The organism is Actinomadura sp. 9N407 (assembly GCF_044326315.1).
Taxonomy (GTDB): Bacteria; Actinomycetota; Actinomycetes; order Streptosporangiales; family Streptosporangiaceae; genus Spirillospora.
Genome location: NZ_JBIRAW010000003.1, coordinates 304174 through 328193, shown reverse-complemented (window position 1 = coordinate 328193; position 24020 = coordinate 304174). Strand labels below are relative to the sequence as shown.

The following is a 24020-nucleotide window of genomic DNA, read 5'->3' as shown; positions in this document are numbered from 1 at the left end:
CTATCGGCGGCTACGCGATCACCTTGTCGGCGGACGCGTCGGGCACGTGCGGGACCGCGGCGGACGCATCCGGCGCGGCGGCCAGATGGCGCTTGCGCTTGGGCAGGCCGAAGGTCGGGTGCGCGTTGGTCCACAGCGACATCTTGAGGATGCCGAGCTTGATCCGCGCGGCCTTGCGGCCGCCCACGTACTTCGGCTTCGGCCGCGCCTGGTCGTCGACCATCTGAAGGATCGCGTCCCGCCGCCCGAGGCTGATGTGGTTGCCCTGGAAGTCCAGCTTGGTGTGCGGGATGTCGCGGCCGGTCAGGTGTCCCAGGATCGCCTTCATGGCCTGCCGGCCGGTGTAGCCGGCCGAAGCGCAGGACATCGGCAGCGGCAGGCCGTTGTCGCCGACGGCGTGGACGCTGTCGCCGGCGGCGTAGACGTTCGGGTGCGAGACCGACCGCATGGTGCGATCGACGACGATCTGGCCGTTCTCGGTGACCTCCAGCCCGCCGGCGGCGGCGATGGGGCCGACCGCGAACCCGGCCGTCCACACGGTCGCGTCGGACGCCAGGGCGGTGCCGTCGGCGCACAGCACCCGCGCCGCTTCGACGGCTTCGACGCTGGTGTGCTCCAGGACGGTGATGCCCAGCCGGTCGCAGGCTTGCCGCAGGTGGCCGCGGGCTCCGGGGGAGAGCCGGGCACCCAGCTCACCGCGGGCGATCAGCGTCACCGACAGGCCGGGCCGGGCCTCGGCGAACTCCGTGGCGGTCTCGATGCCGGTCCACCCGTCGCCGACGACCAGCACACTCCCGCCCTCGCCCCGCTCCTCCAGGGCGTCCAGGTGCTCGCGCAGGCGCAGCGCCGAGGGCCGCGCGGCGACGTTGAAGGCGTGCTCGGCCACGCCGGGGACGCCGTGGTCGGCCACGTGGCTGCCGAGCGCGTAGAGAAGCGTGTCGTAGCCGAGCTCGCCGCCGCCGTCGGCGTCGGCCACGGCGACGACCTGGCGCTCGGGATCGACGGCGGTGACACGGGCCAGCCGCAGCCGGATCCCCGTACCCGAGAAGACGTCGGCGAGCTTCTGGGTCTCGATCTCGTGACCGGCCGCGAACTGGTGCAGCCGCAGCCGCTCGACGAAGTCCGGCACGGCGTTGACCACGGTGATCTCGGTATCCGCCGGGGAAAGCCGGCGGGCCAGGTTCCCGGCCGCGTAGGACCCGGCATAGCCGGCGCCGAGGACGACGATGCGGTGCTTCATGTGGTGCTCCTGCCGTTCGGCTGCTCTCTCGGTGAGTTGAGCGGAACGGCACGCCGATTCCTGACAGGAACCCCATGTGGCATGGGTCACAGAACGTTGGCTGACGGCCTGGGTCAGTGCCGCCTCCCAGATCGATGGGTACGGCGGTCCAGCGGCCGCATGAGGAGGGCGCTCACCACGTTGATGCCTATCAACGTCCACAGCAGCCACAATGGAAAGTCGTCATCCAAGGAGAGGGTGTGGGCGGCGACAAAGGAAGGTAGACAGAATACCCAGAAGATCACTTGTGAGGTGATCCATACCGTGCGGAGCCGCGAGCGGCGCTTTCGCATGATGGTCCGCTCGACCGGATCGGTGGCGTGCCGGCGATGCTCGCGCAGCCATTGCCGCGAGTCGTGGGCCTGGTGGGCGCCCGCGGCGACGAGGCGGTGGGCCGCCTCGGCGGGGTTCTTGGCGACCAGTTGCACCCCGTCGATCATGCTGCCGGTGCCCGGTTCGGGATGACGGTCATCCGCGAGATTGGCGAAGGCCTCCGGTTTCAGTCGCAGTTCCGGTATCGGCTGCGGCGTGGTGAAGAGCAGCATCAGCGTGGGACGGGCGAGGTGGCTGGCGGTGGTCAGGAACGGAACCGTGACGGGGTCCGGATGCAGGTCAGTGGACCTTTTGACCGTGGCGTACCGCGAGGACATGTCCACGACGTGGACCTCGCCGATGGGAACCTGCCAAAGGTTCCGTCCGAAGTACCACGGCAACCGAAGTACGAGCCAGCCGGGCCGGATTTCGAGGTGCGCTTTACGGCGCGTGATGCGAAGATTTTTCAGAGGTATCAGCTGAGGGGGATCAGGACTGTGCCCCATGGCCCTCCAAGTCTTACAGCGAACCATCATTATTGCGGGCGCAGTACGTGGCGTGGGGCGAAACTCGCGCCGTTCGAGTTCGAGCAGCCCTCGACGAGTGGCTCTGATCAACCTCGAATCAGGCCTTAGTGTGGCCGGGTGAAATTCGAGGATCGGCTGGAAACGCACCGGGTCGAGCTGACCGCCTACTGCTACCGGATGCTCGCCTGCGCCGCCGAGGCCGAGGACGCCGTTCAGGAGACGTTCGTGCGCGCCTGGAAGAGCGCCGACCGGTTCGATGAGGGCAGAGCCCGCCTGCGCACCTGGCTGTACCGGATCGCCACCAACGTGTGCCTCGACATGACCCGCGCCGTCCAGCGGCGCGCGCTTGCGATGGACATCGGCCCGGCCACGCCCGTTGGGGGTGCCCTTGGGGCGCCGTTGGACTCCGGCGCCTTCGTACGGCCGGTCCCCGACCGGCTCGTGCTGCCTTCCGAAGGAGACCCGGCCGAACTCGCCGTTCAGCGCGAAACGATCCGGCTGGCGTTCATCGCCGCCCTGCAGGCCCTGCCGCCGCGTCAGCGGGTGGTCCTCATCCTGCGCGAGGTGCTGAGCTGGTCGGCGGAGGAAACGGCCGCGCTCCTGGACTGCAGCCCGGCCGCGGTCAACAGCGCCCTGCAACGCGCGCGGGCGACCATGTCCGGGCGGCGCGGGCCGGGCGGGGACAGCGAGATCGACCCGGACCTGCTCGACCGGTACGTCAAGGCGTTCACCTCCTACGACGTCGACGGCCTGGTGGCACTGCTCCACCGGGACGCCACCATGTCGATGCCGCCGTTCGCGTGGTGGCTCAGCGGCCGGGAGTCGATCCGCACGGCCCTGCTCGGCGCAGGCGGGGCATGCGCCGGCGACCGGCTGGTCCGTACGGCGGCCAACGGGTCGACCGCCCTCGCGCAGTACCGGGAGGGGCGAGCGTTCGGCCTGGTCATCGTCGATGTCCGGGACGGGTCGATCGCCGCCATGACCACCTATCTCGACCCTTCCCTGTTCCCGATGTTCGAATTGCCGATGACTCTGGAGCCGCCGTCCCGTATGTAGTGCATGACCGACATCGTTCACCTGATTCCTTCGAGGATGCCCCGGCCTTCAGGCCGGGGATGAATCGGACTCCTGCGCAGCAGTGCAGGGAAAGGCGGATCGCTGTCAGGGCGTTTCGCCGTCCGTCTCGGCGGTGTCGCGCTCGGTCTCCAGGCGGTGGACGATCTCGGAGTTGAGGGATCTGCGGGCGGTCTTGGCCTCAACGACCAGCCACTCGTGGAGGTCGGTGGGCAGTCTGAGGGTGATGCGCGTTGTGTCGTCCATGACTCCATGCTAGGTGCATAGCGACGGCTTCATAGTGGTAGAATGACGTCGTGCTGACGCAGCAGGGGGTTGACGCGGCAGGAGCCGAGGACGCCGGACATGCCCGGTACACCTACCGGCTGCGCGTGTCGTCGACCGCCCATGCCGGGCTGCTGGCGGAGTGGGCGCGGTGCCGATGGCTCTGGAATGAATGCTGCGCCCGCTCGAAGAAGGCATACGCCGAGGGTGAGGAGTGCGGCCCGGCCCGGCTGGACAAGATGCTGACCCAGGCCCGCGCCGTGAACGCGTGGCTGCGTGCGGGCAGTTCGGTGACGCAGCAGCAGGTCATCCGCGACTTCGCCAGGTCGCGGGCCAAGGCGTGCAAGGACATCAAGGCCGGGTCGCCGCAGCGGCAGCGGGCGGGGATGCCCCAGTACAAGAAGAAGAACGCCGCCGAGGCGAGCCTGAACTACACCCGGCGCGGGTTCCGCCTCAAAGACGGGCGCCTGCGCCTGGCGGGCGGGATCAGCCTGGGCGTGGTGTGGTCGCGGTCCCTGCCCGAGCCGCCGTCCTCGGTCCGCGTCTACCGCGACAGTCTCGGACACTGGTACGCATCGTTCGTCGTGGCCACGACCACCCAGGCGCTGCCCGCCACCGGGCGTGCCATCGGTATCGACTGGGGCGTGAGGGAGACCGCGACCACCACCAGCGACGCCCACGACCTCCCGCACGCCCAGCACGGCAAGGCCGCAGCCGCGAACCTGGCGCGGTATCAGCGGATGATGGCCCGCCGCAAACCCAAACGCGGACAGTCCGCCTCCAAGGGCTACCAGGCGGCCAAGCGGCAGGCCGCCAAGCTGCACAAGAAGGTCGCCCGGCAGCGAGAGGACACCGGCCGTAAGTGGGCGAAGAAGGTCGTCCGCGATCATGACCGCTTGGCGGTCGAGGACTTCCACCCCAAGTTCCTCACCAAGACCACCATGGCCCGTAAGTCCGCTGACGCGGCGATCGGCGCGACCAAGCACGCCTTGATCCACATGGCCCGCAAGCACGGCCGTGAGTTGCACCTGGTCCACCCCGCGCACACCACCATGGACTGCGCACAGTGCGGAGCGAGAACCAAGCACGCACTACCCCTCTCAGAACGTACCTACGCCTGCACCACGTGCGGAACCGTCTCCCCCAGGGACAAGAACTCCGCCCGCGTGATGCTGGCCCGGGCTGGTCTCAACCCGGCTGGTGCCGATCGTGTAAGAGCTGACGGGCCGCCGGCCCGCAGCCAACGTGAGCCAGAAATCCCCTCCCGTTAGGGAGGGGAGGACTCAAATGTGGCATGACGAGCGCAGTCGCTCGTAGCGGGGTCGCTTCCGCTACGCCTCGACTTGCGCCAGACGAGAGTCATTCGAACCCCTCCATCGCTTTCTGGATCAGCTCGGCGGACGCATCCACCGGAAGTGCTCGATCGCTGATTTCCGTGAGTTGATCGAGTCGATCACGGAGGGGTATGGACATGGCTGGCATGGCGATCGTTCGGTGGCGGAAGAGCAGTCACAGCGGCGGTAGTGGCGGGGAGTGCGTGGAGGTTGCGCAGCTCCCAGGCAGCATCGGGGTGCGCGACTCCAAGAACGTGGAAGGCCCCCACCTGGTGTTCCGCTCCGCCGACTGGCGTACGTTCGCCCGTCGTGTGAAGAGCGGCGAGCACGACCTGAGCTGACCCCCGAGCGTTGAACGAGCCCTCGACCCGACACGGGCGAGGGCTCGATCCATCTCTGGTGCGGTGACCACGAATCCGGCCGCACGAAGCTGGGGTTCGCGGTTAGCGGCGGACCTTGTATCCCAGGTGCAGGACCCGGTCGCCGTGGATGATCACGTGGGGATCCTCCAGCAGATGCTGCCCGTCGATGCCGCCGAAGTAGCGCCTGCCCGACCCGAACACCACCGGAACCACGTCCATCGCCAGCTCGTCCACGAGGCCGGCCGCGAGGATCTGGCCGCCCACCTCACCGGCGTTCACGCTGACGATCCGCTCCCCGGCGAGCTCCTGAGCCTTGTCGATCGCTTCCGTCACGCCATCGACGAAATGGTACGACGCCTCGGGGTGCCAGCCCTCGGGCTTGGGCCGGTGCGACACCACGACCACGTGGTCGCCCGCGGGCGGATGCCCCTCCCAGCCGTTCACCTGGTCGAACAGGTTGCGGCCCATCACGATCGTGCCGATCGAGGCCCATATCCGCCGGATGTACTCCGCCGATGCGGGTGAGACCCTGAGGGCGCTTCCGGCTCCGGAATGGTCGAATTCCTGGTCGTCGCCTTCGGCGATGGGGGTGTCCCCGCTGAAGTACCACTCGTGGAGGGGCCCGACGTCACCGCTCTTGTCGGCGATGAAGCCGTCCACCGACACCACGCTGTGCATGATCACTGTTCCCACGGGATCTCCTCGAGTCTCCTTGCGCGGCCGCTCCCGATCCTGTCGCCTCGGCGGGCGGCCGTGCTTGTAAGAAATCAATCAGCGGGCATCGGACCGCTGTCCGGGGGAAACCCCTGCTCGGCGGGGAACCGGCGCCGCAGGGCCAGGTATTCGGCCGGGGTGTGGCCGGTGAAGTCCTTGAACTCCCTGCTGAAGTGGGCCCGGTCGAAATAGCCCGCCGTCTGGGCGAGCTCCGACCAGTCGACCGGACGCGGGGCGTCCACGGAAAGGATCAGCCGCGCGAAGCGGTAGATCCGCGCCACCCGCTTCGGGGTGACCCCGACATGGGTCTTGAACAGCGTGGCCAGGTGATTGCCGCTCACTCCGGCGGCATCGGCCAGCGCACCGACCGGGACCGCGCCGGAGGAGATCTCCAAACGCCCGCCCGTGTGCAGGACCAGGTCGAGACCCCGCGGCGGTGCATCGAGCAGCCGCGACCGCAGTTCCTCCTCCAGCACCCGCAGTGTCTCGGTGGCCGATGCGGTGTCGCCGACCCGGTTGCGAATCCGGTCCACGGACCGTTGCCAGACGGCGTCGACCGGCGCCCACCGGTCCCGCAGTTCGGTCGCCGGCATGCCGATGAACGGCGAAAGCCCCCAAGGCTTGAAGTGCACCCCGACGAGCCGGACCCGTGCCGGGTACTCGTAATGGAAACGCCTGGTCCATACGCCCATGAACCACCCATCGGCCAGTACCGCCGGTGGCACCGAAAGGTCGGAATCCCACAGGCGGGCGGGTTCGCCCAGGTTGATGAACAGGTGTGCCGACGGCATGGGCGGGACGTTCATCCGGGAGTGGCGCGGCACCCCGGTCAGGCAGTAGATGTCATCGATGAACCGGTCGAGCGGCGGGGCGGGCACCCGGGCGACGTATTCCATGGACTCGGTCACCTTCGGGTTCGGTCGTCCAGCCGAGAGACCCCTTCGGGTCGTCACGACGACATCGTAATCCCGGCGGCGACTACATGATCGAGCTCAAGGACCCATCGGCGGGTTGCGCCACCGGCCTCCCGACAGAGACCGGGAGACCGATGAGCGCACCTCCGTCAGGAGGCCGACGGATACCGATCACTCGGTGTCCTCCAGCGGTCTGCGGGCGATCACGAAATGGTGGTCGTTGCGGAAGCGGTAGACGCCGCGCCGGTCGCGGCAGGACTCGATGGCGGCCAGCACCGCGCGCCTGACCTCGGCGGCGCCGGTGTGCCGCAGGGCCGGGACGGCGGGTCCGGTGCTCGACAGGGCACGCCAGGCGATCTCCGCGTCGGGCCATTCGATCGTCGACGTCCGCGCGCCCCGTTCCAGGACCTCGAATCCGGACGATTCGAGCATTTCCTCCGCCACGCCGGGGAAGGCGATGTTGTTCAGCCGCTTCATCGAGCCGATGTGCTCCTCGGGTGCCAGGCCCGCGAACGCCTTGAAGCAGGCGCGCAGGTCGAGCGGGGGACCGGTGCCCCAGAAGCTGATGCCGATCGTCCCGCCCGGCCGCAGCACCCGGTACGCCTCGGCCAGTGCGGGCGCGCAGCCGCCCCAGATGCCGTTGACGGAGACGACCGCGTCGAACCGGTCGTCCTCCCACGGGAGCTCGAACATCGAGCCGACCCGCAGGTCGGCATCCGGATTGCGGAGCAGGGCCACCTCGATGAGCTCCTCGGAGGCGTCGATGCCCGACACGGTCGCGCCCTCGGCCATCGCCTGCCGGACGGCCATGCCCGAGCCGCAGGCGATGTCGAGCAGGGCGATCCCGGGCCGCACGCCGATCCTGGGGAAGAGCGCGGCGAGCATCTCCGACGAGTAGGACTCGAACAGGCAGGCCCAGTCGTCGGCCCGATGCCCCCACGCGACGCCGGCTTCGCGCCAGGTGCCGGAGGCGGGCGGTTGTGTGGTCGTGGTGCCGTCGCTGGTGTTCATGGCCGCCATGGTCGGCCCGGACCGGTGCCCGTCAGGTGGAGACGGTGTGGAGATCTCCTGGAGGATTTCTCCACGCCATCGTCATCCGGTCTCCACGTCCGCTGGGTCGCAGTGCCGGAAGGTCGTGCCATCGCCCCGTCCACATCCCGGACGGGGCGGCGGACCGGAACCGACCGAGGGGACACACTGTGAGCAGCACGATCGAAACACCGGGCGTCGACAATGGCGTCAACGTCGAGGCGCTGCTGGGCGCGCGGGAGATGCTCGCCGCCGCGCCCGAGGCCGCGCGGTTCACATGGCGGGCACGGTGCGAGTGGGTGAACGGTACCCACAGCCGCACCACCGTGACCGACTTCTCCGGGCTCGGCGCCGAACACGCCCACCGCACCCCGTTCGTCTTCGACGGCGACCATCCGGAGATCTTCGCCTCGGCGGACCAGGGCGCCACGCCGGTGGAGGCCCTGCTGGTCGCACTCGTCGGCTGCCTGACCGCCGGTGTCGCGTCGGTCGCCACCCGCCGGGGCGTGCGGCTGAAGTCGGTCCGGGCCCTCATCGAGGGTGACATGGACATCCAGGGCATCCTCGGGATCGACCCGGAGGTGCGCAACGGCTACAGCGGCATCCGGGTGCGCTACGAGATCGACGCCGACGCGCCCCGGTCCGACATCGAGGCCATCGTCGCCCAGTCCCAGAAGCGCTCGGCCGTCTTCGACATCGTCACCAATCCCACGGCGGTCACCGTCGAGGTGGCCTGATCCGATGAAAACCGCGGTCGTCGTCATCGGCGGGGGACAGGCCGGCCTGGCGATGAGCAGATGCCTGACCGGCCGGTCGGTCGACCATGTCGTCCTCGAACGGGGCGGCGTCGCGCAGGCGTGGCGCGGCGAACGCTGGGATTCGCTGCGCCTGCTCACACCGAACTGGATGAGCCGCCTGCCCGGGCACCGCTACGACGGGGACGACCCGGACGGTTACATGCCGGCCGCCGAGGTCGCGGATTTCCTGGAGTCCTACGGCCGCTCGTTCGGCGCGCCCGTCCTCCCCGGCACGACGGTGACCGCCGTGCGAATCGGGCACGCGGGGTCCCTGGTCGAGACCGACCAGGGATCCTGGCGGTGCCGGGCGGTCGTACTGGCCACCGGAGCCGCCGGATCCGCGCGGGTGCCCGCCGTCGCCGCCGCGATCCCGGCCGGGATCCGGCAGCTCACCGCGCTGGACTATCGCGGTCCGGCACAGGTCGGCACGGGCGGGGTGCTGGTGGTCGGCGCGTCCGCCGCAGGTGTCCAGCTCGCCGACGAGCTCAGCCGCGCCGGCCGTTCCGTCACCCTCGCGGTCGGCGATCACGTCCGGGTGCCCCGCACCTATCGGGGCCGCGACATCTACCGCTGGATGGACGCCATCGGCCGGCTCGACGAGCGCTACGACCAGGTCGAGGACCTCGCCAGGGCCCGCCGACTGCCCTCGCTGCAACTGGTGGGGACGCCCGAGGGCCGTCCCCTGGACCTGAACGCGCTGGCCGCCTCCGGTGTTCGGATCGTGGGCCGCCTGGTGGGCGTGTCACGCGGACGGGCGCAGTTCTCCGGCTCGCTGGCCAACCTGGTCACCGGCGCCGACCTGAAACTGCACCGGCTGCTGGACCTCATCGACGAGCATGTCGCGGCGTACGGGCTCATCGGCCGGGTCGGCGCGCCCGACCGGCCGGGGCCGACCCGGGTCCCGGTCGCGCCGACCGAGGTGGAGCTGGCCCGGTTCGCGACCGTGGTGTGGGCGACCGGCTACCGGCCCCGCTACCCCCGGCTGGACGGGGCGCTGTTCGACCGCCACGGCCGCCTCCGCCATGACGGCGGGGTGGCGGCGGCGCCCGGCACGTACGTACTCGGCCTGCCGTTCCTGCGGCGCCGGAGGTCCAGCCTCATCGCCGGAGCCGGGCCGGACGCCCGCGAGCTGTGCGACCACCTCGTCCGCCACCTCTCCCAGCGGCGGGCCGCCGCGTGACCGGCCCCGCCGGCGGGCGACGCGACGGCCGCCGGTGCTCACCCGTCAGGGGACGCGGCCGAGAGCATCCACGCGAGGGCCTCAGCGCCGATCTCGTCCAGGGTGCCGGTCGCCGGGGGCGCCTGCGGGTCGATGCCGACCACCTCGCGGAGCCGGCGGTACGCGCAGGTGACGTGGAAGCTCTGCGTCGGACGGCCGCAGTCCCGCACCGCCCGGATCCAGCGCGCCGCCCGTCCATCGTCGCCCTCCCGGTGCGCCAGGATGGCCGCCGGCACCAGCAGGTCCGGCAGGCCGTTCTGGCCCGCCCGGGCCAGCCGGTCGTGGACGGCACCGGCCAGTGCCGCCGCTCCGGCGCGGTCGCCGCAGGACGCCAGGATCGCGGCGGCGATCACCTGGTTGCCCCACATCGCCCGTTCCGGGGACGGGAGCGACAGCAGCGGATCCAGCCAGCGCCGGCACCGTTCGGGCCGGTGGACCACCTCGCAGCCCGCCAGGAGGCCGACGGCCGCCAAGGTCTCCTGCGGCCCGCCCGCGCGCCACGGCCCTCCCGCGACGACGGCCTCGGCCTGCTCGATGGCCTCGTCGTAACGCCGCGTCCACGCCAGGTGGAAGGCGTGGTACGAGGCGGCCAGGTGACCGACACGGACGTCCCCGGCCCGTGCCGCCAGCGCGCGGGCCTGCCCGGTCATCTCCAGGGCGCGGGCCGGGTCGGCGAGGACCACCGACCATGACCGGTGCACCAGCGCGACCGCCAGCAGGACCGGGTCCTCGCTCGACCGCGCGGCGCGTACCGCGGCGGCGCCATGTGCCGCGATCAGCTCCGGCGCGCGGGTGGCCATGCCCGCGAACACGCCGGTGACGTGGAGACGGGCGGTCAGCGCAGGGTCGACGACGCGCTCGACCAGGTCCTCGATGCCCGGCAACAGGTCGGCGGCGCGGGCGCCGATGTCGAAGTGCATGGCCAGCGCGGTGCTGGACAGCAGCATCGCGGCGTCCTCGGCGCGGCCGTCGTCGAGCAGGTGGCGGGCTGCGGCACGTACGTCGTCGTAGTGCCGGGCGCACCATTCGGCCAGGGCGAGGTCGAAGAGGTGGGCGTGCAAGGAGCCGCCGACCTGATCCAGGCACCACCGCGCGTGCCGGGCGGCGTACCGGTGGGCGTCCGTGTTGTGCCTGGTGAACAACCTGACCGTTTCCAGAAGGCGGAACCGTCCGTCCGCCGGCGCGGCCACGACCAGCGACCGGTCGGTCAGCTGCGCCAGCGTGCGCGCGGCCGCCCCTGGAACGAGCCCGGAGCCCACCTGCTCCACGTCCTCGAGGTCGAACGGACCTGGGAACGCCGCCAGCAGGCCGAGCAGATCCCGCTCATCGCCGTCCAACAGGGCCCAGGTGCCTTCCAGCACCGATACGAGGCTCGCATGGCGCTCGTGCCCGGGCCCGCGCCGGGCGCGCAGCAGCTCGAAGCGGTGGTCGAGGCGGTCGGCGACCTCGGTGGGGCGCAGCACCCGCAACTGGGCGGCGGCGAGCTCGATGGCGAGCGGCAGGCCGTCCAGGTCCCGGCAGATCCGGTGCGCGATCGGCACGTCGCGCTCGTCGACCGCCGCGCCGAACCGCTCGGCGGCGGACCGGAACAGCTCGACGGCCGGTGCCGACACCTCGCCCGCGTCCAGCGGCTCCACCCGTACCCTGCGCTCGTCGAGCAGGTCGAGGGGCTCGCGGCTGGTCACCAGGAAGCGCGGCCCGGCGGTGCGGTCCAGCAGATGATCGACGGTGCTCGCCACAGCACCGCGGACGTGCTCGCAGTTGTCCAGGACGAACAGCGCACGGCGCTCCAGCAGCCGCGCGAGCTGGGCGCGCGTTTCCCCCGCGTCCAGCGCCAGCCCCGCGGCGCGGGCGATCGTGGTCGCCACCGAGTGCTCGCCCCCGGCGGGCGTGAGATCGACGAACCACACACCGTCGGGAAACCCGTCCAGGGCCCGCCGCCCGACGGCGCAGGCCAGCCTCGTCTTGCCCGCACCCCCGAGCCCGAGCAGCGACACCAGCCGCTCGCGCTCGACCAGTTCCGCCACCTCGGCGATCTGCTCGTCCCGCCCGAACAACGGCGTCCGCTCCGCCGGCAGGTTGTGCCGTACCGGCGGCGCGACGGCCGGTGCCCGCGTACCGGGAGAATCCAAGCCCGCGTCGCCGTCGGCGCGGACGACCTCGGCGGCGAAGCGGTAGCCCCGCCCGTGGACGGTCCGCACGAAGCGCTGGCGGCGCCCGTCGTCGCCGAGGGCCTTGCGGACCTGCTTGATCCTGCTGGTCAACGCCGAATCGCTGACGAAACGGTCACCCCAGACCTGGTCGAGGAGTTCCTCCTTGGGCACCACCCGATCGCGGTGGCGGACCAGGTACATCAGGACGTCGAAGACCTGCGGCTCCAGCGGCACCGCCCGGCCTTCGCGGCGGAGCTCGAAGGTGGTCCCATCGAGGTGGAAACCCGAGAACACGAATCGGCTCATGGCGCATTCCTCATGCTCCGGCGGGGGGCGTCCCAAAGGTAAAAGACCCGCCCCCGCATCCGGCACCCGAGGCCGAGTCCGGCCGCCGCCCCGGCTCTTGAGGACGCCGCATGGAGTTCATCGACGGCGCGAAGAGGACCAAGCCGCAGCGTGTCACCTCACTGGACGCACACCGAGCTACGGAGGAGGGGTCATGCCGGGCCGCCCGCCGCTGTCGCGAGGGCCACGGGAGTCCAGTCGCTCGGGTCGTCCCGGTCGATCCGGAAGGAGCGCACGATCAGGCCGCCCAGGACCAGGACGGCCGCGACGAGCAGGAACAGCTGCCCGGGGGACCAGCCGGCGTCCAGCAGCCGGCCCGCCACCAGCGGCGACAGGATCGCGCCGATGCGTCCGATGCCGATGCCCCAGCCCACACCGGTCGCCCGGACGTCGGGGCCGTAGATGGAGGGGGTGAGGGCGTACAGTCCGGCGACGCAGCCGTTGACGAACACGCCGATCAGCGCGCCCAGCGCCAGGACCAGCCCGTACACCGAGGCGGCCGGGACGAACAGGGCCAGCAGCGCGGCGGTGGCGAGGGTGTAGGCGACCAGGACGTTCTTGAGGGCGAACCGGGCCGCCAGCAGCCCGAGCAGGGCGGTGCCGAAGATGCCGCCCAGGTTGAGCAGCACGCCTCCGGTGATGCCCTCCTTGGCCGACATCCCGGCCTCGACCAGCAGCTTGGGGGTCCAGCTGGTGACGAAGTAGAACCCGAACATCACCAGGAAGAACCCCGCCCAGGTCAGCAGGGTGTTGCGGCGCAGCGACGGGGCGAGGATCCGCTTGAGCCCGGGGGGCCGCCGCGGACCGGCGCCGGGCGGCACGATCGGGCGTGGCATCTCCTGGACGGCCGGTTCCCCCATCGCCGCCAGCAGCTTGTTGAGCCGTCCCAGTGCGCGGGGCGAACGCTGGGTCAGCATGAAGTCCAGGGACTCGGGCAGCCGCCACAGGACGACCGGGATGAGCAGGGCGGTGGCGACCGCGCCGAAGGCGAACACCGGCCGCCACCCGCCGCCGCTCTGCAGGGCGGCGGCGATGATGCCGCCGGCGGTCGCGCCGATGGCGTAGCCGGTGGAGTTGAGGCTGACGGCCAGCCCGCGCCAGCGCCGGTTGGCGTACTCGGCGGGCGATCACGTTGCTGCTCGCCAGGATGCCGCCGATGCCGATCCCGGTGAGCACGCGCAAGGCGCCCAGCTGGAGCGGGCTCTGGCTGATCGCCGACAGCCCCATGCCCGTCGCGGCCAGGGTCAGGCCGATCAGGATCATCGCGCGGCGGCCGATCCGGTCGGCCAGGGGCGCCAGCAGGATCGAGCCGAGCGCCATGCCCGCCAGGCCCGCGCTCAGCAGCAGCCCCAGCTGCGATCCCGACAGCGCCCACTCGTCGGAGACGGCCGCGGAGGTGAACGCCATGACCAGGACGTCGAAGCCGTCGAGGACGTTCAGTAGGACGCACACCGCGATCGCGGTCCATTGCGGCGTGGTCATCGGGCTGTGGTCGAGCCGATCGCGCAGATCGATTCCCGCGGAACTCACAGGGCCGCCTCCTTCAGGGGTGGGATCGGTGGCCCGAGCATGAGCTGCATCACATCGAGCGGCCATAGGGGATCCATTCAATGGATCGGTTCGCCACGGCTGCCTCCGGCGGTTGAGAGAATGGAGGCGTGGCCAGATCACCCAGTGGAGAGTCGGTCCTCACCCGCGTGGTGCGGATCCTCGACGCGTTCGGTCCCGAGGCGCCGGTGCTGACGGTGGGGGAGATCAGCCGCCGTGCGGTGCTCCCGCAGGCGACGGCGGCGCGGCTGGTGAAGGAGATGACCCGGCACGGCCTGCTGACCCGTGACCAGCAGCGCCGGGTACGGATCGGGACGCGCATGTGGGAGCTGGCCGAGCGGGCCTCGCCGATGCAGGTCCTGCGCGAGGCCGCCCTCCAGTACATGGGGGATCTCCAGGCGGTCGTCGGGCACTCCACTCAGCTGGGCGTCCTGGACGCCGGGGAGGTGCTGTTCGTCGAACGGCTCACGGCGCCGGAATCGGTCGTCAACCTCACCCGGATCGGGGGGCGGCTTCCGCTGCACGCCTCGTCCGCCGGGCTCGTCCTGCTGACCCACGCACCGGCCGAGGTACAGGAACAGATCATCCAGGGGCCCCTTCCGGCCCTCACCCCGCGCACCATCGTCGACGAGCGGGCGCTGCGCGCGGAGCTGGCGGAGGTACGGCGCCGCGGGTTCGCGTTCTGCCCCGGCCACATCCATCCCGACGCCACCGGGATCGCCGTACCGGTCCGGCAGAACGGGCGGGTGGTCGCCGCGCTCGGGCTGATCGTGCCCAACGACGGTGCCGCGTGGTCACTGCACCGGCACCTCCAGCTCACCGGCCTGGCCCTCAGCCGCGCGTTGAGCGCCGTACCGGGGTCTGCACGGCCCAAGGGGGACTGACAGGGCGCATGCGTTCGGCCCTGCCCTGACCGGTGTGGTCGGCCAGGGCAGGGATCCCGGGTGGATCAGCGGGTGAACGACCCGGTCAGGGGCAGGTCACGCGAGGACGAGCCGACCCTGACGGTGTAGGTGCCGTGCGGTGTGGTCCATCTGTCGGTGGTCGGGTTCCAGTAGGACAGCGGGTGATCGGGGCCGCCGGCCTTGATGGTGAGCTTGACGACCCGTGTCCCACCGGGCTTGAGGGTGGCGTTGGTGTAGGCCACCAGGCGCTTGCCTGGCTCACCGGCGCTGCCGGGCAGGGTGAGGTACACCTGGCCCGTTTCCGTCCCTGGACGTGCGCCGATGTTGCTGATGAGGAAGCTGACCTCGACATCGCCGGAGCTCTTTGGAGTCACGCGCAGGTTCTCGTAGCCGAACCTTGTGTAGGACAGGCCGTGCCCGAAGGCGTAGAGGGGCTCGATGCCCTGCTGGTCGTACCACTTGTAGCCGACCTTGAGGCCTTCGCTGTAGTCGACCTGGCGGATGGTGGTCTCGTCGCCCGGCGGCCGGGTGGTGGACCCGTCGGGGAAGACGCCGGGGTACTGCCGCGCGGTACGGGTGGGCAGGTCCGCCTCGGACTTGGGGAAGGTCATCGGCAGCTTGCCTGACGGGTTGGCGTCCCCCCACAGCAGCCGGGCGACGGCCGTGCCCTGCTGGTCACCGGCGTACCAGGTCTGCAGTACGGCCTTGACCTCGTCGTGCCAGGGCATGAGCGCGGCGCTGCCGGTCTGCAGGACGACGACGGTGTCGGGGTTGGCCGCCGCGACCGCCGCCGAGATCAGGGCGTCGCCGTTGCCGTCGAGGTTGAGGTCGGGGCGGTCGGCGAATTCCCCCTCGGTGTAGTGGCCGAACACCACGGCGACGTCGGCGCCCTTGGCGGCGGCCGCAGCGGCGGCGATGTCCTTGCCGTTGTCGAACGTGACCGTCCCGCCGTCGCGGGCGGCGCGCCGGGTGATGGCGTCCACGGCCGCCACGGGGTTGGGGCAGGACACCGACGGCTGTCCGAAGAACAGCGACGCGCAGACGCTGGCGGCGCTGATGCCGTCGGTGGGGGTGTTGGACGCCGTCGGCCCGATGACGGCGATCTTCCGTCGGGACGGTTTCAGGGGCAGGATGCCGGACCGGTTCCTCAGCAGCACCGAGCCGCGCGTGGCGACGTCCAGCGAGACGGCCTTGTTGGCCGGTGTGGAGACGTCGTCGGCGGGCGCGGTGGGCACCGGGCGGTCGAACAGGCCCGCGCGGATGTAGGAACGCACGACGCGGAAGGCCGCCTGGTCGATCTGCGTCCGGGTGATCCGGCCGGCGTCGAGGGCGGCGGTGAGCTTGTCAGGGGTGAAGTGGACGGGCTTGTTGAGCTCCTGGTCCAGGCCGGCCGTCAGCGACGGGGCGGTGGAGTGCACCGCCCAGAAGTCGGACACGACGAACCCGTCGAACCCGAGCGTGCCCTTCAGCACCTTGCGCAGCAGCGGGTTCTCGCAGGCGTAGACGCCGTTGATCTGGTTGTACGAGCACATCACGCCCTCGGGCCGCCCGTCGCTGATGGCGATCTCGAACGGCAGGTCGTACACCTGCCGCAGCGTTCGCTCATCGATGTTGGAGGAACTCAGCGTGCGGTCGAGTTCCTGCTCGTTGGCGACGTAGTGCTTGAGGACCGCCAGGGTGGGCTTTCCCGGGTTGCCCTTCTGCAGGCCGCGAATGGTGGCGCCCGCCAGCCGGCCGCTCAGCAGCGCGTCCTCGCCGAAGTACTCGGAGTTGCGGCCCGACAGCGGCGTGCGTCCACTGGCGATGCCGGGGGCGAGGACCACGGCCTTGCCCTTGTCGAACGCCTCTTCTGCCTGGGCCTTGCCCTTGGTACGGCTGAGCTGGTCGCTCCAGGTGGACGCCATGGAGATGGGGGCGGGAAAGGCGGTCACGCCGGTGGAGCCGCGGACGCCGTCGGGGCCGTCCGTGTAGGTGATCGTGGGGGTGCAGGGCAGCTGAGCCGGGTAGCCGACGCCCTCGAAGGTCGTCTCGGCGGGCCGGGTCGCCGAATGCTCGTCCAGCCAGCGGATCTTCTGCCCCGGCGAACTGGCGTCCAGCAGCAGGCGGGCCCGCTGGCCGGCGGTCTTGGTCGTGTCCATCCAGGGGCACTGGACGGGGAACGCGGGCCTGGCCTGTGCGGCGGCGGCCGGGATGCCCGGGATGCTCGCCGTGGCCATCGCGGTGATGACGGCGGCGGTGATCAGGGGAGCCGTCACGACGGCGGTCAATGTGCGAGTTGCAGAGCGGGGACGGTGTAAGCGCATCTGTGCTCCTGGCGAAGGCGGGCCGCCGTGCGAGGGAACGCAACGCACGGCGGTCCGGGATCCGGCGGCGTTCCTACTTCTCGGTGTAGGCCTTGTCCATCTGCTTCAGGACGGTGGCCGGGTCGGCCTTGCCGGAGAACATGTTTTGCACGCCGGTGAAGTGGGCCTGCTGAACCTTGGGGTTGGGCCAGAGCTGGTCCATGAACGGCACGGTCTTGCCCGCCTTCTGGAAGTCGACCAGCGGCTGCAGGGACGGGTCCGTCTTGTACTGGTCGTTGGGGATGCTCGGCAGGTTTCCGGTCTCACCGGCATAAAGGTTCATGGCCTCGGGCGTTGCCATGAAGTCGATGAACTTGCTTGCCAGGTCGGCGTTCTGGGCCTTGGCGTTCAGGGCGAACGCGCCTCCGGCCGCGCCGGGCATCCGGGTGTCGGCGGCGTTGCCGGTGGCCGGCAGCGGGAACATGCCGAACTCGGTGCCCGCGGGCGCCTCGGACTTGAGCTGGTTGAGGGTGGAGGTGACCTGGACGGCGGCCACCGCCTTGCCCTTGGCCAGCTGGGACACCGAGGTCTCGAACGAGGTACCGAGCGGGTCCTTGGAGAAGCAGCCGCGCTCGTTCATCTCCAGGTACTTGGCCATCGCGGTGCCCCAGCCGGAGCCGGCGAACGTGGCCGAGCCGGCCTTCATCCGCTGGTCGAAGTCCTTGTCCCCCAGGTAGACGGTGGTGGGGACCAGCGCGTAGTTCACCAGCTGGGTGACCCAGTCGGTCTGGTTGCCGAGCGCGAAGGCGTACTTGTCCTTGGCCTTGGCCGCGTCGCACATGGCCAGCGTCTCGGTCCAGGTGGTGGGGATCTTCCCGCCGATCTCGCCGAGGGCCTTCTTGTTGTAGAGGGCGCCGATCCCGACGAAGGTCAGCGGCACGACGTAGGTCTTGCCGCCGACCTGGGTGACCGGCTTGATCCCGGAGGGGATCTTCGCGGTCCAGGAGCGTCCGGACAGGTCGGCCAGATAGCCGGTGGGGGCCAGGACCTCGATGGCGCCGGGGTTGCCGTTGCCGGGCCAGGCGAAGAAGACGTCCGGTGCCGTCCCCGAGGACAGCTGGGTGCGCAGCGTCCCCTGGTACTGGTCGGTGTCGGAGTAGGACGGCGTGATCTCCACGCCGGGGTTCTTCGCCGTGAACGCCTTGATGACGGCCTCGGTCCCGGCCCGGTCGGTGGCCACGGCGGCCACCCGCAGCTTGTCGGCGCCTCCGCCGGAGGCGTTGGTGCCGCTGCTGCAGGCGGCGGTGAGGGCGACGGCCGACACCGCGCAGACCGCGGTGACGCGATGGATCGTTGACATGGCTTCCTCAGGGTGATGGGGGGATGGAATCGGTGCTGAACCGGTAGTGGCCGCTCCCGAGCCGGACGGTCAGTGACCGGTCGGTACGGCCGGTGATCTCGATGTCGTCGCGTCCCGCCACCGGCCTGCCGCCCTCGTGGACGTCGCCGGGCGCCGTGGTCGGCACGGTGACAGTGGCGTCCGCTCCGGGCGGGACGGTCGCCTGGAGCAGCAGTCGCCCTTCGTGCAGGGACCAGCCGCACTCCACCGTGCCGCGCGCGGTCTCCTGCCGGGCGCGGGCCCAGGTGAGGCGGCCGCCGACGGTGGGCTGGAGCAGCAGGTGCCGGTAGGCGACCGAGTCGGGCCGCTGGCGGATCCCCGCGACGCCGCCGTACAGCCATTCGCCGACGGAGCCGAGGCTGTAGTGGTTGAAGGAGTTCATCGCGGCCGACTGGAAGCCGTGCTTCTCGGTCCAGCCGTCCCAGCGCTCCCAGATCGTGGTGGCGCCGTGCCGGATCGAATAGCCCCAGGACGGATACTCGTCCTGGTGCAGCAGGGCGTAGGCCAGGCCGGCGTGGCCGTGCTCGGCGAGGACCGGGCACAGCAGCGCCACACCGACGAAGCCGGTGGTCAGATGGGTGCCCCGGGCCCGGATGTCGGCGACCAGGTGCGCCACCGCCGCCGGGATCGCCGGCGCGGGGAGCAGGCCGAAGGCCAGGGCGAGCAGGTAGCCGGTCTGGGTCTCCCCGTCGACCCGGCCCTGGCCGGTGTCCACGAAGGCGTCGATGAACGCGGCGCGGACGGCGGTGTGCAGCGCTTCGTAGTGGCCGGCGTCATCGTCGGCGCCGAGCACGCGGGCGGTCTCGGCGACGCGTTCGGCGCTGCGCGCGAAGTAGGCGGTGGCCAGCACGTCGCGCGAGGTCTCGGCGTTCACCTGGAGCCAGTCGCCGTAGTGGTTGCCGACCCGGTGGCGCCAGATCAGGTCGGGATTGTGCCGCCGGACGTGGTCCACCCAGGCCTTCATGGCGCCGTACGAGCGCTCCAGGACCCGCCGGTCCCCGTACGTCCGGTACAGGTGCCACGGGATGATCACTCCGCCGTCGCCCCAGGCCGGGGCGCCCTCGCGGGTCATGCACAGCTCCGGGACCACGTCGCCGAACGCGCCGTCCTCGTGCTGGGCGTCGACCACGTCGCGCATCCAGCGGGCGAAGAACGCGGCGACGTCGGCGTTGCGGCACGCGGTGGGCAGGAAGACCTGGGCGTCGGCCAGCCAGCCGAGCCGTTCGTCGCGCTGGGGGCAGTCGGTGGGGACGGACACGAAGTTGCCGCGCTGGCCCCAGCGGATGTTGGCGTGCAGCTGGTCGACGGTCTCGTCGGAGCAGGCGAACTCCCCGGTCCAGGGGGTGTCGCTGTGCAGCACGCGCCCGGTGACGTCCTCTGGTCGCAGCTCTCCGGGATAGCCGGTGACCTCGACGTACCGGAAGCCGTGGAAGGTGAATTGCGGCTCGAACACCTCCACCGGTTCGCCGGCGGCGACGTAGGTGTCGGTGACCTCGGCGGTGCGCAGGTTGTCCAGGTACGGCTCGCCGCCGTCGAGGATCTCGGCGTGGCGCAGCCGTACCGGCTGCCCAGAGTGGGCCCCGCGGACCGTCAGCCGTACGCGGCCGACCATGTTCTGTCCGAGGTCGACGATGAACCGCCCGTCCGGGAGTCGCCGCACCGACTGGGCCTTCAGCTCCTGGAGCACGCGTACCGGCTGGTCCGGGGACGCCTGCAAGACGGCGGTGTCGTCGCCGGTCACGATGACGGGATTCCAGTCGCCGTCGTCGTAGCCGGGACGGTCCCAGCCGGGCAGCTCCTGGCGGGCGTCGACGTACTGGCCCATCAGCAGATCGGCGTACCGGATCGGTCCAGGATGCTCGCGCCAGGAACCGTCGCTCAGCACCCACCAGCGGGAACCGTCGGTGAAGTCCAGCAGCACCTGGACGATCAGCTCCGGCGCGTCCCCGTAGTGCAGGGCCTGCCGGCGCGAGTCGAATCCGACGTAGCCGCTCCACCAGCCGTCGGCCAGCACCGCGCCGACGACGTTGTCACCCTCGTTCAGCAGGTCGCCCACGTCATAGGTCTGGTAGAGAACGCGCCGCCGGTACTCGGTCCACCCGGGAGCGAGTTCGGCGTCGCCGACGCGATGGCCGTTGACGCGCAGTTCGTACAGGCCGCGCGCGCTCACATAGGCGCGGGCGCGGACCGGGCGTGGACCGTCCAGGGTGAAGGCTCGCCGCAGGTGCGAGCAGGGCAGCAGATGGCGGGTGCGTTCGCTGCGGTCCTCATCGCGCGGCGGCTCCTGGACGGGCGACGTGTGCGGATCGCGGGCGATCCAGGACGCCTGCCATTGGTCAGGGTGCAGCAGGCCGGTCTCGAACCAGGAACCGGCCTGGCCCGCCTGCTCGCCTCGCGCGTCCCAGACGGTGACCCGCCAGTGGTAGCGCGTGGCCGACTCCAGCGGCGGCCCGTCGTAGGCCACCAGCAGCGTGTCGCCGGTGTCCCGGCGGCCCGTGTCCCAGAGGAGACGGCCTGAATCCAGGTCGGCCTCGGTGAGCGCCACGGTGAGCCGGTAGGCGCTCTGGAGGTCGCCGCGATGCTCGGACGCCAGTTTCCACGACAGGCGGGGCGAGGGCTCGTCCAGTCCCAGCGGCTCGTGCAGCATCTCGCAGGTGAGCCCGTACGGGGTGAGGGAGTCAGTGGTCGGGGGAAATGTCATCCCTTCAGCCCTCCGGCGAATCCCTTGATGATGTGCCGCTGCATGACGAAGTAGACGGCCAGGATCGGCAGCATCGCCAGGACGAGTCCGGCGAACACCAGGTTCCATTGCGAGACGTACTGGCCGAGGAATCCGAAGATGGCGACCGGAATGGTCTGCTGGTCTCCGCCGCTGAGGTACAGGAAAGGAGTCAAGAAATCATTCCAAATGAAGATGGCGTTCAGGATGACGACCGTCCCGGTGACGGGACGCAGGAGCGGGAACACGACGCGCCAGAAGACCTGGACGGGACCGGCCCCGTCGATCAGCGCGGCTTCCTCGTAGTCCCGGGGGATGGCGCGCAGGAAGCCCGCGTACAGGAAAGTGGCGAAGGGAACCTGAAGGCCGCTGTAGAACAGCACCAGTGACGCCAGCGTGCCGAGCAGCTGCAGATCCCGAATGGTCTGGTAGAGCGGCAGCAGCGCGAGCTGGAACGGCAGCAGCAGTCCCAGCATGATCAGCAGGAACGTCCAGCGCGACCAGCGGGCGGTGACCCGGGCCAGCGGGTAGGCCGCCATGGCCGACACCGCCACGATGAACACCACGCTGATCGCGGTCACGATCACGCTGTTGACGATGGCGCCGGCCAGCCCGGCCTCCCGCCAGGCGTCGGCGTAGTTGCCCAGGGTCGGCGACGTCGTCGGCCTGATCGCCGAACCGCCGTCGCGCGGGTCGCGCAGCGACAGGTTCACCAGGATGTACAGCGGGAACGCCATGACCGCGGTGACCGCGATCATCAGGATCTCGCGCAGCAGCGTGCCGGGGGTATAGCGGTTCACCGGGCCGACCTCTCCTGGCGGCGCAGCAGCCCGTACTGGCCGCTGGAGATCAGCGCGACGAAGACCGTCAGGACGATCGCCATCGCGACGCTGTAGCCGTACTCGTTGAACTGGAAGGCGTTCTTGTAGATCAGCGTGGAAAGGGTCTCGGTCGAATCACCGGGACCGCCGCCGGTCATCACCCACACCTGGTCGAACAGCTTCAGCCCGCCGATGATCGAGAGCATCAGGTTGATGGTCATCGCGGGTGCCAGCAGCGGTAGCACGATGCTGCGGAAACGCTGCCAGGCACCGGCGCCGTCGACGGCGGCCGCCTCGTACACCTCGGTGGGAATCCCCTGCAGACCGGCCAGGAAGATGACCATCGAATAGCCCGAGAACTGCCAGACGATGACCCCGATGACGCTGCCGAGCGCCAGGCCCGGCTCGCCCAGCCAGTTCTGCTGCCATGACGTGAGTCCGACCGCGCCGAGCAGGCTGTTGACCGCGCCCTCGGGAGCCAGCATGTATTTCCACAGTGCGGCGGTGACGACCGGAGTCAGCACCGCCGGTGCGAAAAGCATCACCCGAAGGACGAAACGGCTCTTGATGCGGCTGTGCACGCCCATGGCCAGCGCCAGTCCGAGGGCGTTCTGGACGATGGTGATGGTCACCGCGATGATCAGGGTCTGCCGCAGCGCGCCTCGGGCGGCCGGGTCGGCCCACAGTTCGCGGAAGTTGGCCAGGCCCACGAAATGCTTGACCGGGTTCAGTCCGTCCCAGTCGGTGAACGCGAACGTCGCGCCCTGCGCGCTGGGCAGCAGCACGACGAAGACGTACAGGCCGAGCGCCGGGAGCACGAACCAGCCTGGAGTCCGCCCTCGGCGCCGCCTGCCGCGCACCGGTTCCTTCCGTGGGATCACCTCCTTGGGGGACCGCGCGGGCATGGGGGACCTCCTAGTGCCGTGCGGCGCGGGTGCAGCGCACATGGCGACCTCGTTTCGGGCGGGTGAACGGTGTCACCGGTTAGTGAGGGATCGTGCGCCCGGCGCCCGGGGTGCCGATAGCCCGAAATGGACCAGCGCTAGCACGGAAGTCACCTCGGCGGAGAAGGCTAGGGTGCTCGCCATGGACGATCCGCCTGTCGGGACGGCCAAGGGCCTGCTGTACTTCACCGACGGTTCCCTCGCCTACGCCGGCCACTACATCCACGATCATGACCACCCGGTGCACACCCACAGCTTCGTGGAGATCGCCGTCGTCACCGGCGGCCGAGGAGTGCACCGATCACTCGACGGACGCAGAGAACTGCAGGTCGGAGAGGTCGTACTGCTGCGCCCGGGGGTCTGGCACGGGTACGAGGACTGCCGGCGGCTGGACGTGTACAACTGCTGTTTCAGCACCGAGCTGCTCCAGCGCGAACTGGCCTGGACCCGGGAGGACCCCCTGATGGGATACCTGCTGTGGACCGGGCCCAACTCCATGCAGCGCCGGGGCCTGCTCACCACACGGCTCGATGCACAAGCGCTCAAGGCATCCGTCGTTCACCTGGACGCTCTGGACCGGCTCAACCGGGAGAGCGTCGACCGCCATCGCGGCGACATCATCGGACGCCTGACGCTGTTCCTCAGCCAGCTGGCCCGGGCGGTCGCCGAGCAGCGCGGAAGCGAGACCGGTACGGGTCCGACCCACCCCGCGGTGGCCCAGGCGATGCGGCTGCTGGAGGCGCGGCCGGCGTACCGCTGGACCTTGACCGAACTGGCCGACGAGCTCCATCTGGCCCCGCGCTACCTGGTCCGGATCTTCAAGAACGCCACCGGCCTGCCCCCGATGGCCTACCTCGCCCAGCACCGGGTGGAGAAGGCGGCCTACCTGCTCCTGCACACCGACCAGTCGATCACCCACATCGGCCGGGCCGTGGGCTGGGCGGACCAGAACCATTTCGCCCGGCGGTTCAAGGCCCACTACGGGCTGACGGCCACCACCTACCGGCAGCGCTTCACGCACCACGCCGTCGACCTGCAGCCCAGCCCGCACACCCCCATCCGCGCCTAGAGGCAGCGCG

General features: G+C 70.5%; 20 protein-coding genes and 1 pseudogene. 7 read left to right on the top strand and 14 right to left on the bottom strand.

Annotation, left to right across the window (positions count from 1 at the left end):
• Window positions 1–10: 10 nt before the first annotated feature.
• A complete protein-coding gene (locus ACH34Q_RS06990; protein ID WP_395981928.1) occupies window positions 11–1240 on the bottom strand; it encodes an NAD(P)/FAD-dependent oxidoreductase in 1230 nt (409 codons plus the stop codon).
• A 113-nt stretch (window positions 1241–1353) separates the two neighbouring features.
• Window positions 1354–2097, bottom strand: coding sequence for a hypothetical protein (locus ACH34Q_RS06985; protein WP_395981927.1), 744 nt, complete (start codon window positions 2095–2097; stop codon window positions 1354–1356).
• 138 nt (window positions 2098–2235) lie between these two features.
• On the opposite strand from ACH34Q_RS06985, the gene ACH34Q_RS06980 reads away from it, so the two are divergent.
• Complete coding sequence (locus tag ACH34Q_RS06980) at window positions 2236–3174, top strand: sigma-70 family RNA polymerase sigma factor (protein ID WP_395981926.1); 939 nt, start codon at window positions 2236–2238, stop codon at window positions 3172–3174.
• A 105-nt stretch (window positions 3175–3279) separates the two neighbouring features.
• On the opposite strand, the gene ACH34Q_RS06975 is transcribed toward ACH34Q_RS06980, so the two are convergent.
• Window positions 3280–3438, bottom strand: coding sequence for an Arc family DNA-binding protein (locus ACH34Q_RS06975; RefSeq protein WP_395981925.1), 159 nt, complete (start codon window positions 3436–3438; stop codon window positions 3280–3282).
• A gap of 50 nt (window positions 3439–3488) precedes the next feature.
• Between ACH34Q_RS06975 and ACH34Q_RS06970 the strand changes: the two genes are divergently transcribed.
• On the top strand, window positions 3489–4727 hold the full coding sequence (locus ACH34Q_RS06970; protein WP_395981924.1) for an RNA-guided endonuclease InsQ/TnpB family protein: 1239 nt from the start codon (window positions 3489–3491) through the stop codon (window positions 4725–4727).
• A 194-nt stretch (window positions 4728–4921) separates the two neighbouring features.
• A complete protein-coding gene (locus tag ACH34Q_RS06965) occupies window positions 4922–5131 on the top strand; it encodes a DUF397 domain-containing protein (protein ID WP_395981923.1) in 210 nt (69 codons plus the stop codon).
• Window positions 5132–5233: 102 nt separating this feature from the next.
• Here the strand turns inward: ACH34Q_RS06965 and ACH34Q_RS06960 are convergent, their stop codons facing one another.
• The 3 genes from ACH34Q_RS06960 to ACH34Q_RS06950 form a co-directional block, all read right to left on the bottom strand.
• Window positions 5234–5845 carry a dihydrofolate reductase family protein gene (locus ACH34Q_RS06960; RefSeq protein ID WP_395981922.1) on the bottom strand — a complete coding sequence of 204 codons (612 nt, stop codon included), beginning with the start codon at window positions 5843–5845 and terminating at the stop codon, window positions 5234–5236.
• A 74-nt stretch (window positions 5846–5919) separates the two neighbouring features.
• Window positions 5920–6762 (bottom strand): helix-turn-helix domain-containing protein, encoded by an 843-nt coding sequence (locus ACH34Q_RS06955; RefSeq protein ID WP_395981921.1) that lies wholly within the window; start codon window positions 6760–6762, stop codon window positions 5920–5922.
• A 189-nt stretch (window positions 6763–6951) separates the two neighbouring features.
• Window positions 6952–7791 (bottom strand): class I SAM-dependent methyltransferase, encoded by an 840-nt coding sequence (locus ACH34Q_RS06950; RefSeq protein WP_395981920.1) that lies wholly within the window; start codon window positions 7789–7791, stop codon window positions 6952–6954.
• Window positions 7792–7979: 188 nt separating this feature from the next.
• On the opposite strand from ACH34Q_RS06950, the gene ACH34Q_RS06945 reads away from it, so the two are divergent.
• Together ACH34Q_RS06945 and ACH34Q_RS06940 are read left to right on the top strand one after the other, a co-directional pair.
• Window positions 7980–8546, top strand: a complete 567-nt coding sequence (locus tag ACH34Q_RS06945) for an OsmC family protein (protein WP_395981919.1) — start codon at window positions 7980–7982, stop codon at window positions 8544–8546.
• 4 nt (window positions 8547–8550) lie between these two features.
• Window positions 8551–9786: an NAD(P)-binding domain-containing protein gene (locus ACH34Q_RS06940; protein WP_395981918.1), complete on the top strand. Its 1236-nt coding sequence runs from the start codon at window positions 8551–8553 to the stop codon at window positions 9784–9786.
• Window positions 9787–9824: 38 nt separating this feature from the next.
• Here the strand turns inward: ACH34Q_RS06940 and ACH34Q_RS06935 are convergent, their stop codons facing one another.
• The 3 genes and pseudogenes from ACH34Q_RS06935 to ACH34Q_RS06925 all read right to left on the bottom strand — a co-directional run.
• A complete protein-coding gene (locus tag ACH34Q_RS06935; RefSeq protein ID WP_395981917.1) occupies window positions 9825–12284 on the bottom strand; it encodes an ATP-binding protein in 2460 nt (819 codons plus the stop codon).
• Window positions 12285–12475: 191 nt separating this feature from the next.
• Window positions 12476–13381 (bottom strand): MFS transporter, encoded by a 906-nt coding sequence (locus ACH34Q_RS06930; RefSeq protein ID WP_395982073.1) that lies wholly within the window; start codon window positions 13379–13381, stop codon window positions 12476–12478.
• A gap of 121 nt (window positions 13382–13502) precedes the next feature.
• Window positions 13503–13730: pseudogene (locus ACH34Q_RS06925) on the bottom strand (MFS transporter); the annotation flags it as partial.
• 251 nt (window positions 13731–13981) lie between these two features.
• On the opposite strand from ACH34Q_RS06925, the gene ACH34Q_RS06920 reads away from it, so the two are divergent.
• Window positions 13982–14755, top strand: coding sequence for an IclR family transcriptional regulator (locus tag ACH34Q_RS06920; RefSeq protein WP_395981916.1), 774 nt, complete (start codon window positions 13982–13984; stop codon window positions 14753–14755).
• A gap of 65 nt (window positions 14756–14820) precedes the next feature.
• Here ACH34Q_RS06920 and ACH34Q_RS06915 read toward each other — a convergent pair whose 3' ends face one another.
• The 5 genes from ACH34Q_RS06915 to ACH34Q_RS06895 all read right to left on the bottom strand — a co-directional run bounded on the left by ACH34Q_RS06915 (window position 14821) and on the right by ACH34Q_RS06895 (window position 22902).
• Window positions 14821–17031 carry a glycoside hydrolase family 3 C-terminal domain-containing protein gene (locus ACH34Q_RS06915; protein WP_395981915.1) on the bottom strand — a complete coding sequence of 737 codons (2211 nt, stop codon included), beginning with the start codon at window positions 17029–17031 and terminating at the stop codon, window positions 14821–14823.
• 121 nt (window positions 17032–17152) lie between these two features.
• Window positions 17153–18418 (bottom strand): ABC transporter substrate-binding protein, encoded by a 1266-nt coding sequence (locus ACH34Q_RS06910; protein ID WP_395981914.1) that lies wholly within the window; start codon window positions 18416–18418, stop codon window positions 17153–17155.
• A 7-nt stretch (window positions 18419–18425) separates the two neighbouring features.
• Window positions 18426–21158: a family 78 glycoside hydrolase catalytic domain gene (locus tag ACH34Q_RS06905; RefSeq protein WP_395981913.1), complete on the bottom strand. Its 2733-nt coding sequence runs from the start codon at window positions 21156–21158 to the stop codon at window positions 18426–18428.
• On the bottom strand, window positions 21155–21976 hold the full coding sequence (locus ACH34Q_RS06900) for a carbohydrate ABC transporter permease (protein ID WP_395981912.1): 822 nt from the start codon (window positions 21974–21976) through the stop codon (window positions 21155–21157). The genes ACH34Q_RS06905 and ACH34Q_RS06900 overlap by 4 nt, the downstream gene beginning before the upstream one ends.
• Entirely contained in the window at window positions 21973–22902 is a 930-nt protein-coding gene (locus tag ACH34Q_RS06895) for a carbohydrate ABC transporter permease (protein ID WP_395981911.1), read from the bottom strand. The genes ACH34Q_RS06900 and ACH34Q_RS06895 overlap by 4 nt, the downstream gene beginning before the upstream one ends.
• A 181-nt stretch (window positions 22903–23083) precedes the next feature.
• On the opposite strand from ACH34Q_RS06895, the gene ACH34Q_RS06890 reads away from it, so the two are divergent.
• Entirely contained in the window at window positions 23084–24010 is a 927-nt protein-coding gene (locus ACH34Q_RS06890; RefSeq protein WP_395981910.1) for a helix-turn-helix domain-containing protein, read from the top strand.
• Window positions 24011–24020: the final 10 nt, after the last annotated feature.

Coding starts and splice junctions, on each gene's coding strand:
- ACH34Q_RS06990 (WP_395981928.1), bottom strand. CDS start 1,240: ATGAAGCACCGCATCGTCGTCCTCGGCGCCGGCTATGCCGGGTCCTAC.
- ACH34Q_RS06985 (WP_395981927.1), bottom strand. CDS start 2,097: ATGGGGCACAGTCCTGATCCCCCTCAGCTGATACCTCTGAAAAATCTT.
- ACH34Q_RS06975 (WP_395981925.1), bottom strand. CDS start 3,438: ATGGACGACACAACGCGCATCACCCTCAGACTGCCCACCGACCTCCAC.
- ACH34Q_RS06965 (WP_395981923.1), top strand. CDS start 4,922: ATGGACATGGCTGGCATGGCGATCGTTCGGTGGCGGAAGAGCAGTCAC.
- ACH34Q_RS06955 (WP_395981921.1), bottom strand. CDS start 6,762: ATGGAATACGTCGCCCGGGTGCCCGCCCCGCCGCTCGACCGGTTCATC.
- ACH34Q_RS06950 (WP_395981920.1), bottom strand. CDS start 7,791: ATGAACACCAGCGACGGCACCACGACCACACAACCGCCCGCCTCCGGC.
- ACH34Q_RS06940 (WP_395981918.1), top strand. CDS start 8,551: ATGAAAACCGCGGTCGTCGTCATCGGCGGGGGACAGGCCGGCCTGGCG.
- ACH34Q_RS06935 (WP_395981917.1), bottom strand. CDS start 12,284: ATGAGCCGATTCGTGTTCTCGGGTTTCCACCTCGATGGGACCACCTTC.
- ACH34Q_RS06910 (WP_395981914.1), bottom strand. CDS start 18,418: ATGTCAACGATCCATCGCGTCACCGCGGTCTGCGCGGTGTCGGCCGTC.
- ACH34Q_RS06905 (WP_395981913.1), bottom strand. CDS start 21,158: ATGACATTTCCCCCGACCACTGACTCCCTCACCCCGTACGGGCTCACC.
- ACH34Q_RS06895 (WP_395981911.1), bottom strand. CDS start 22,902: ATGCCCGCGCGGTCCCCCAAGGAGGTGATCCCACGGAAGGAACCGGTG.
- ACH34Q_RS06890 (WP_395981910.1), top strand. CDS start 23,084: ATGGACGATCCGCCTGTCGGGACGGCCAAGGGCCTGCTGTACTTCACC.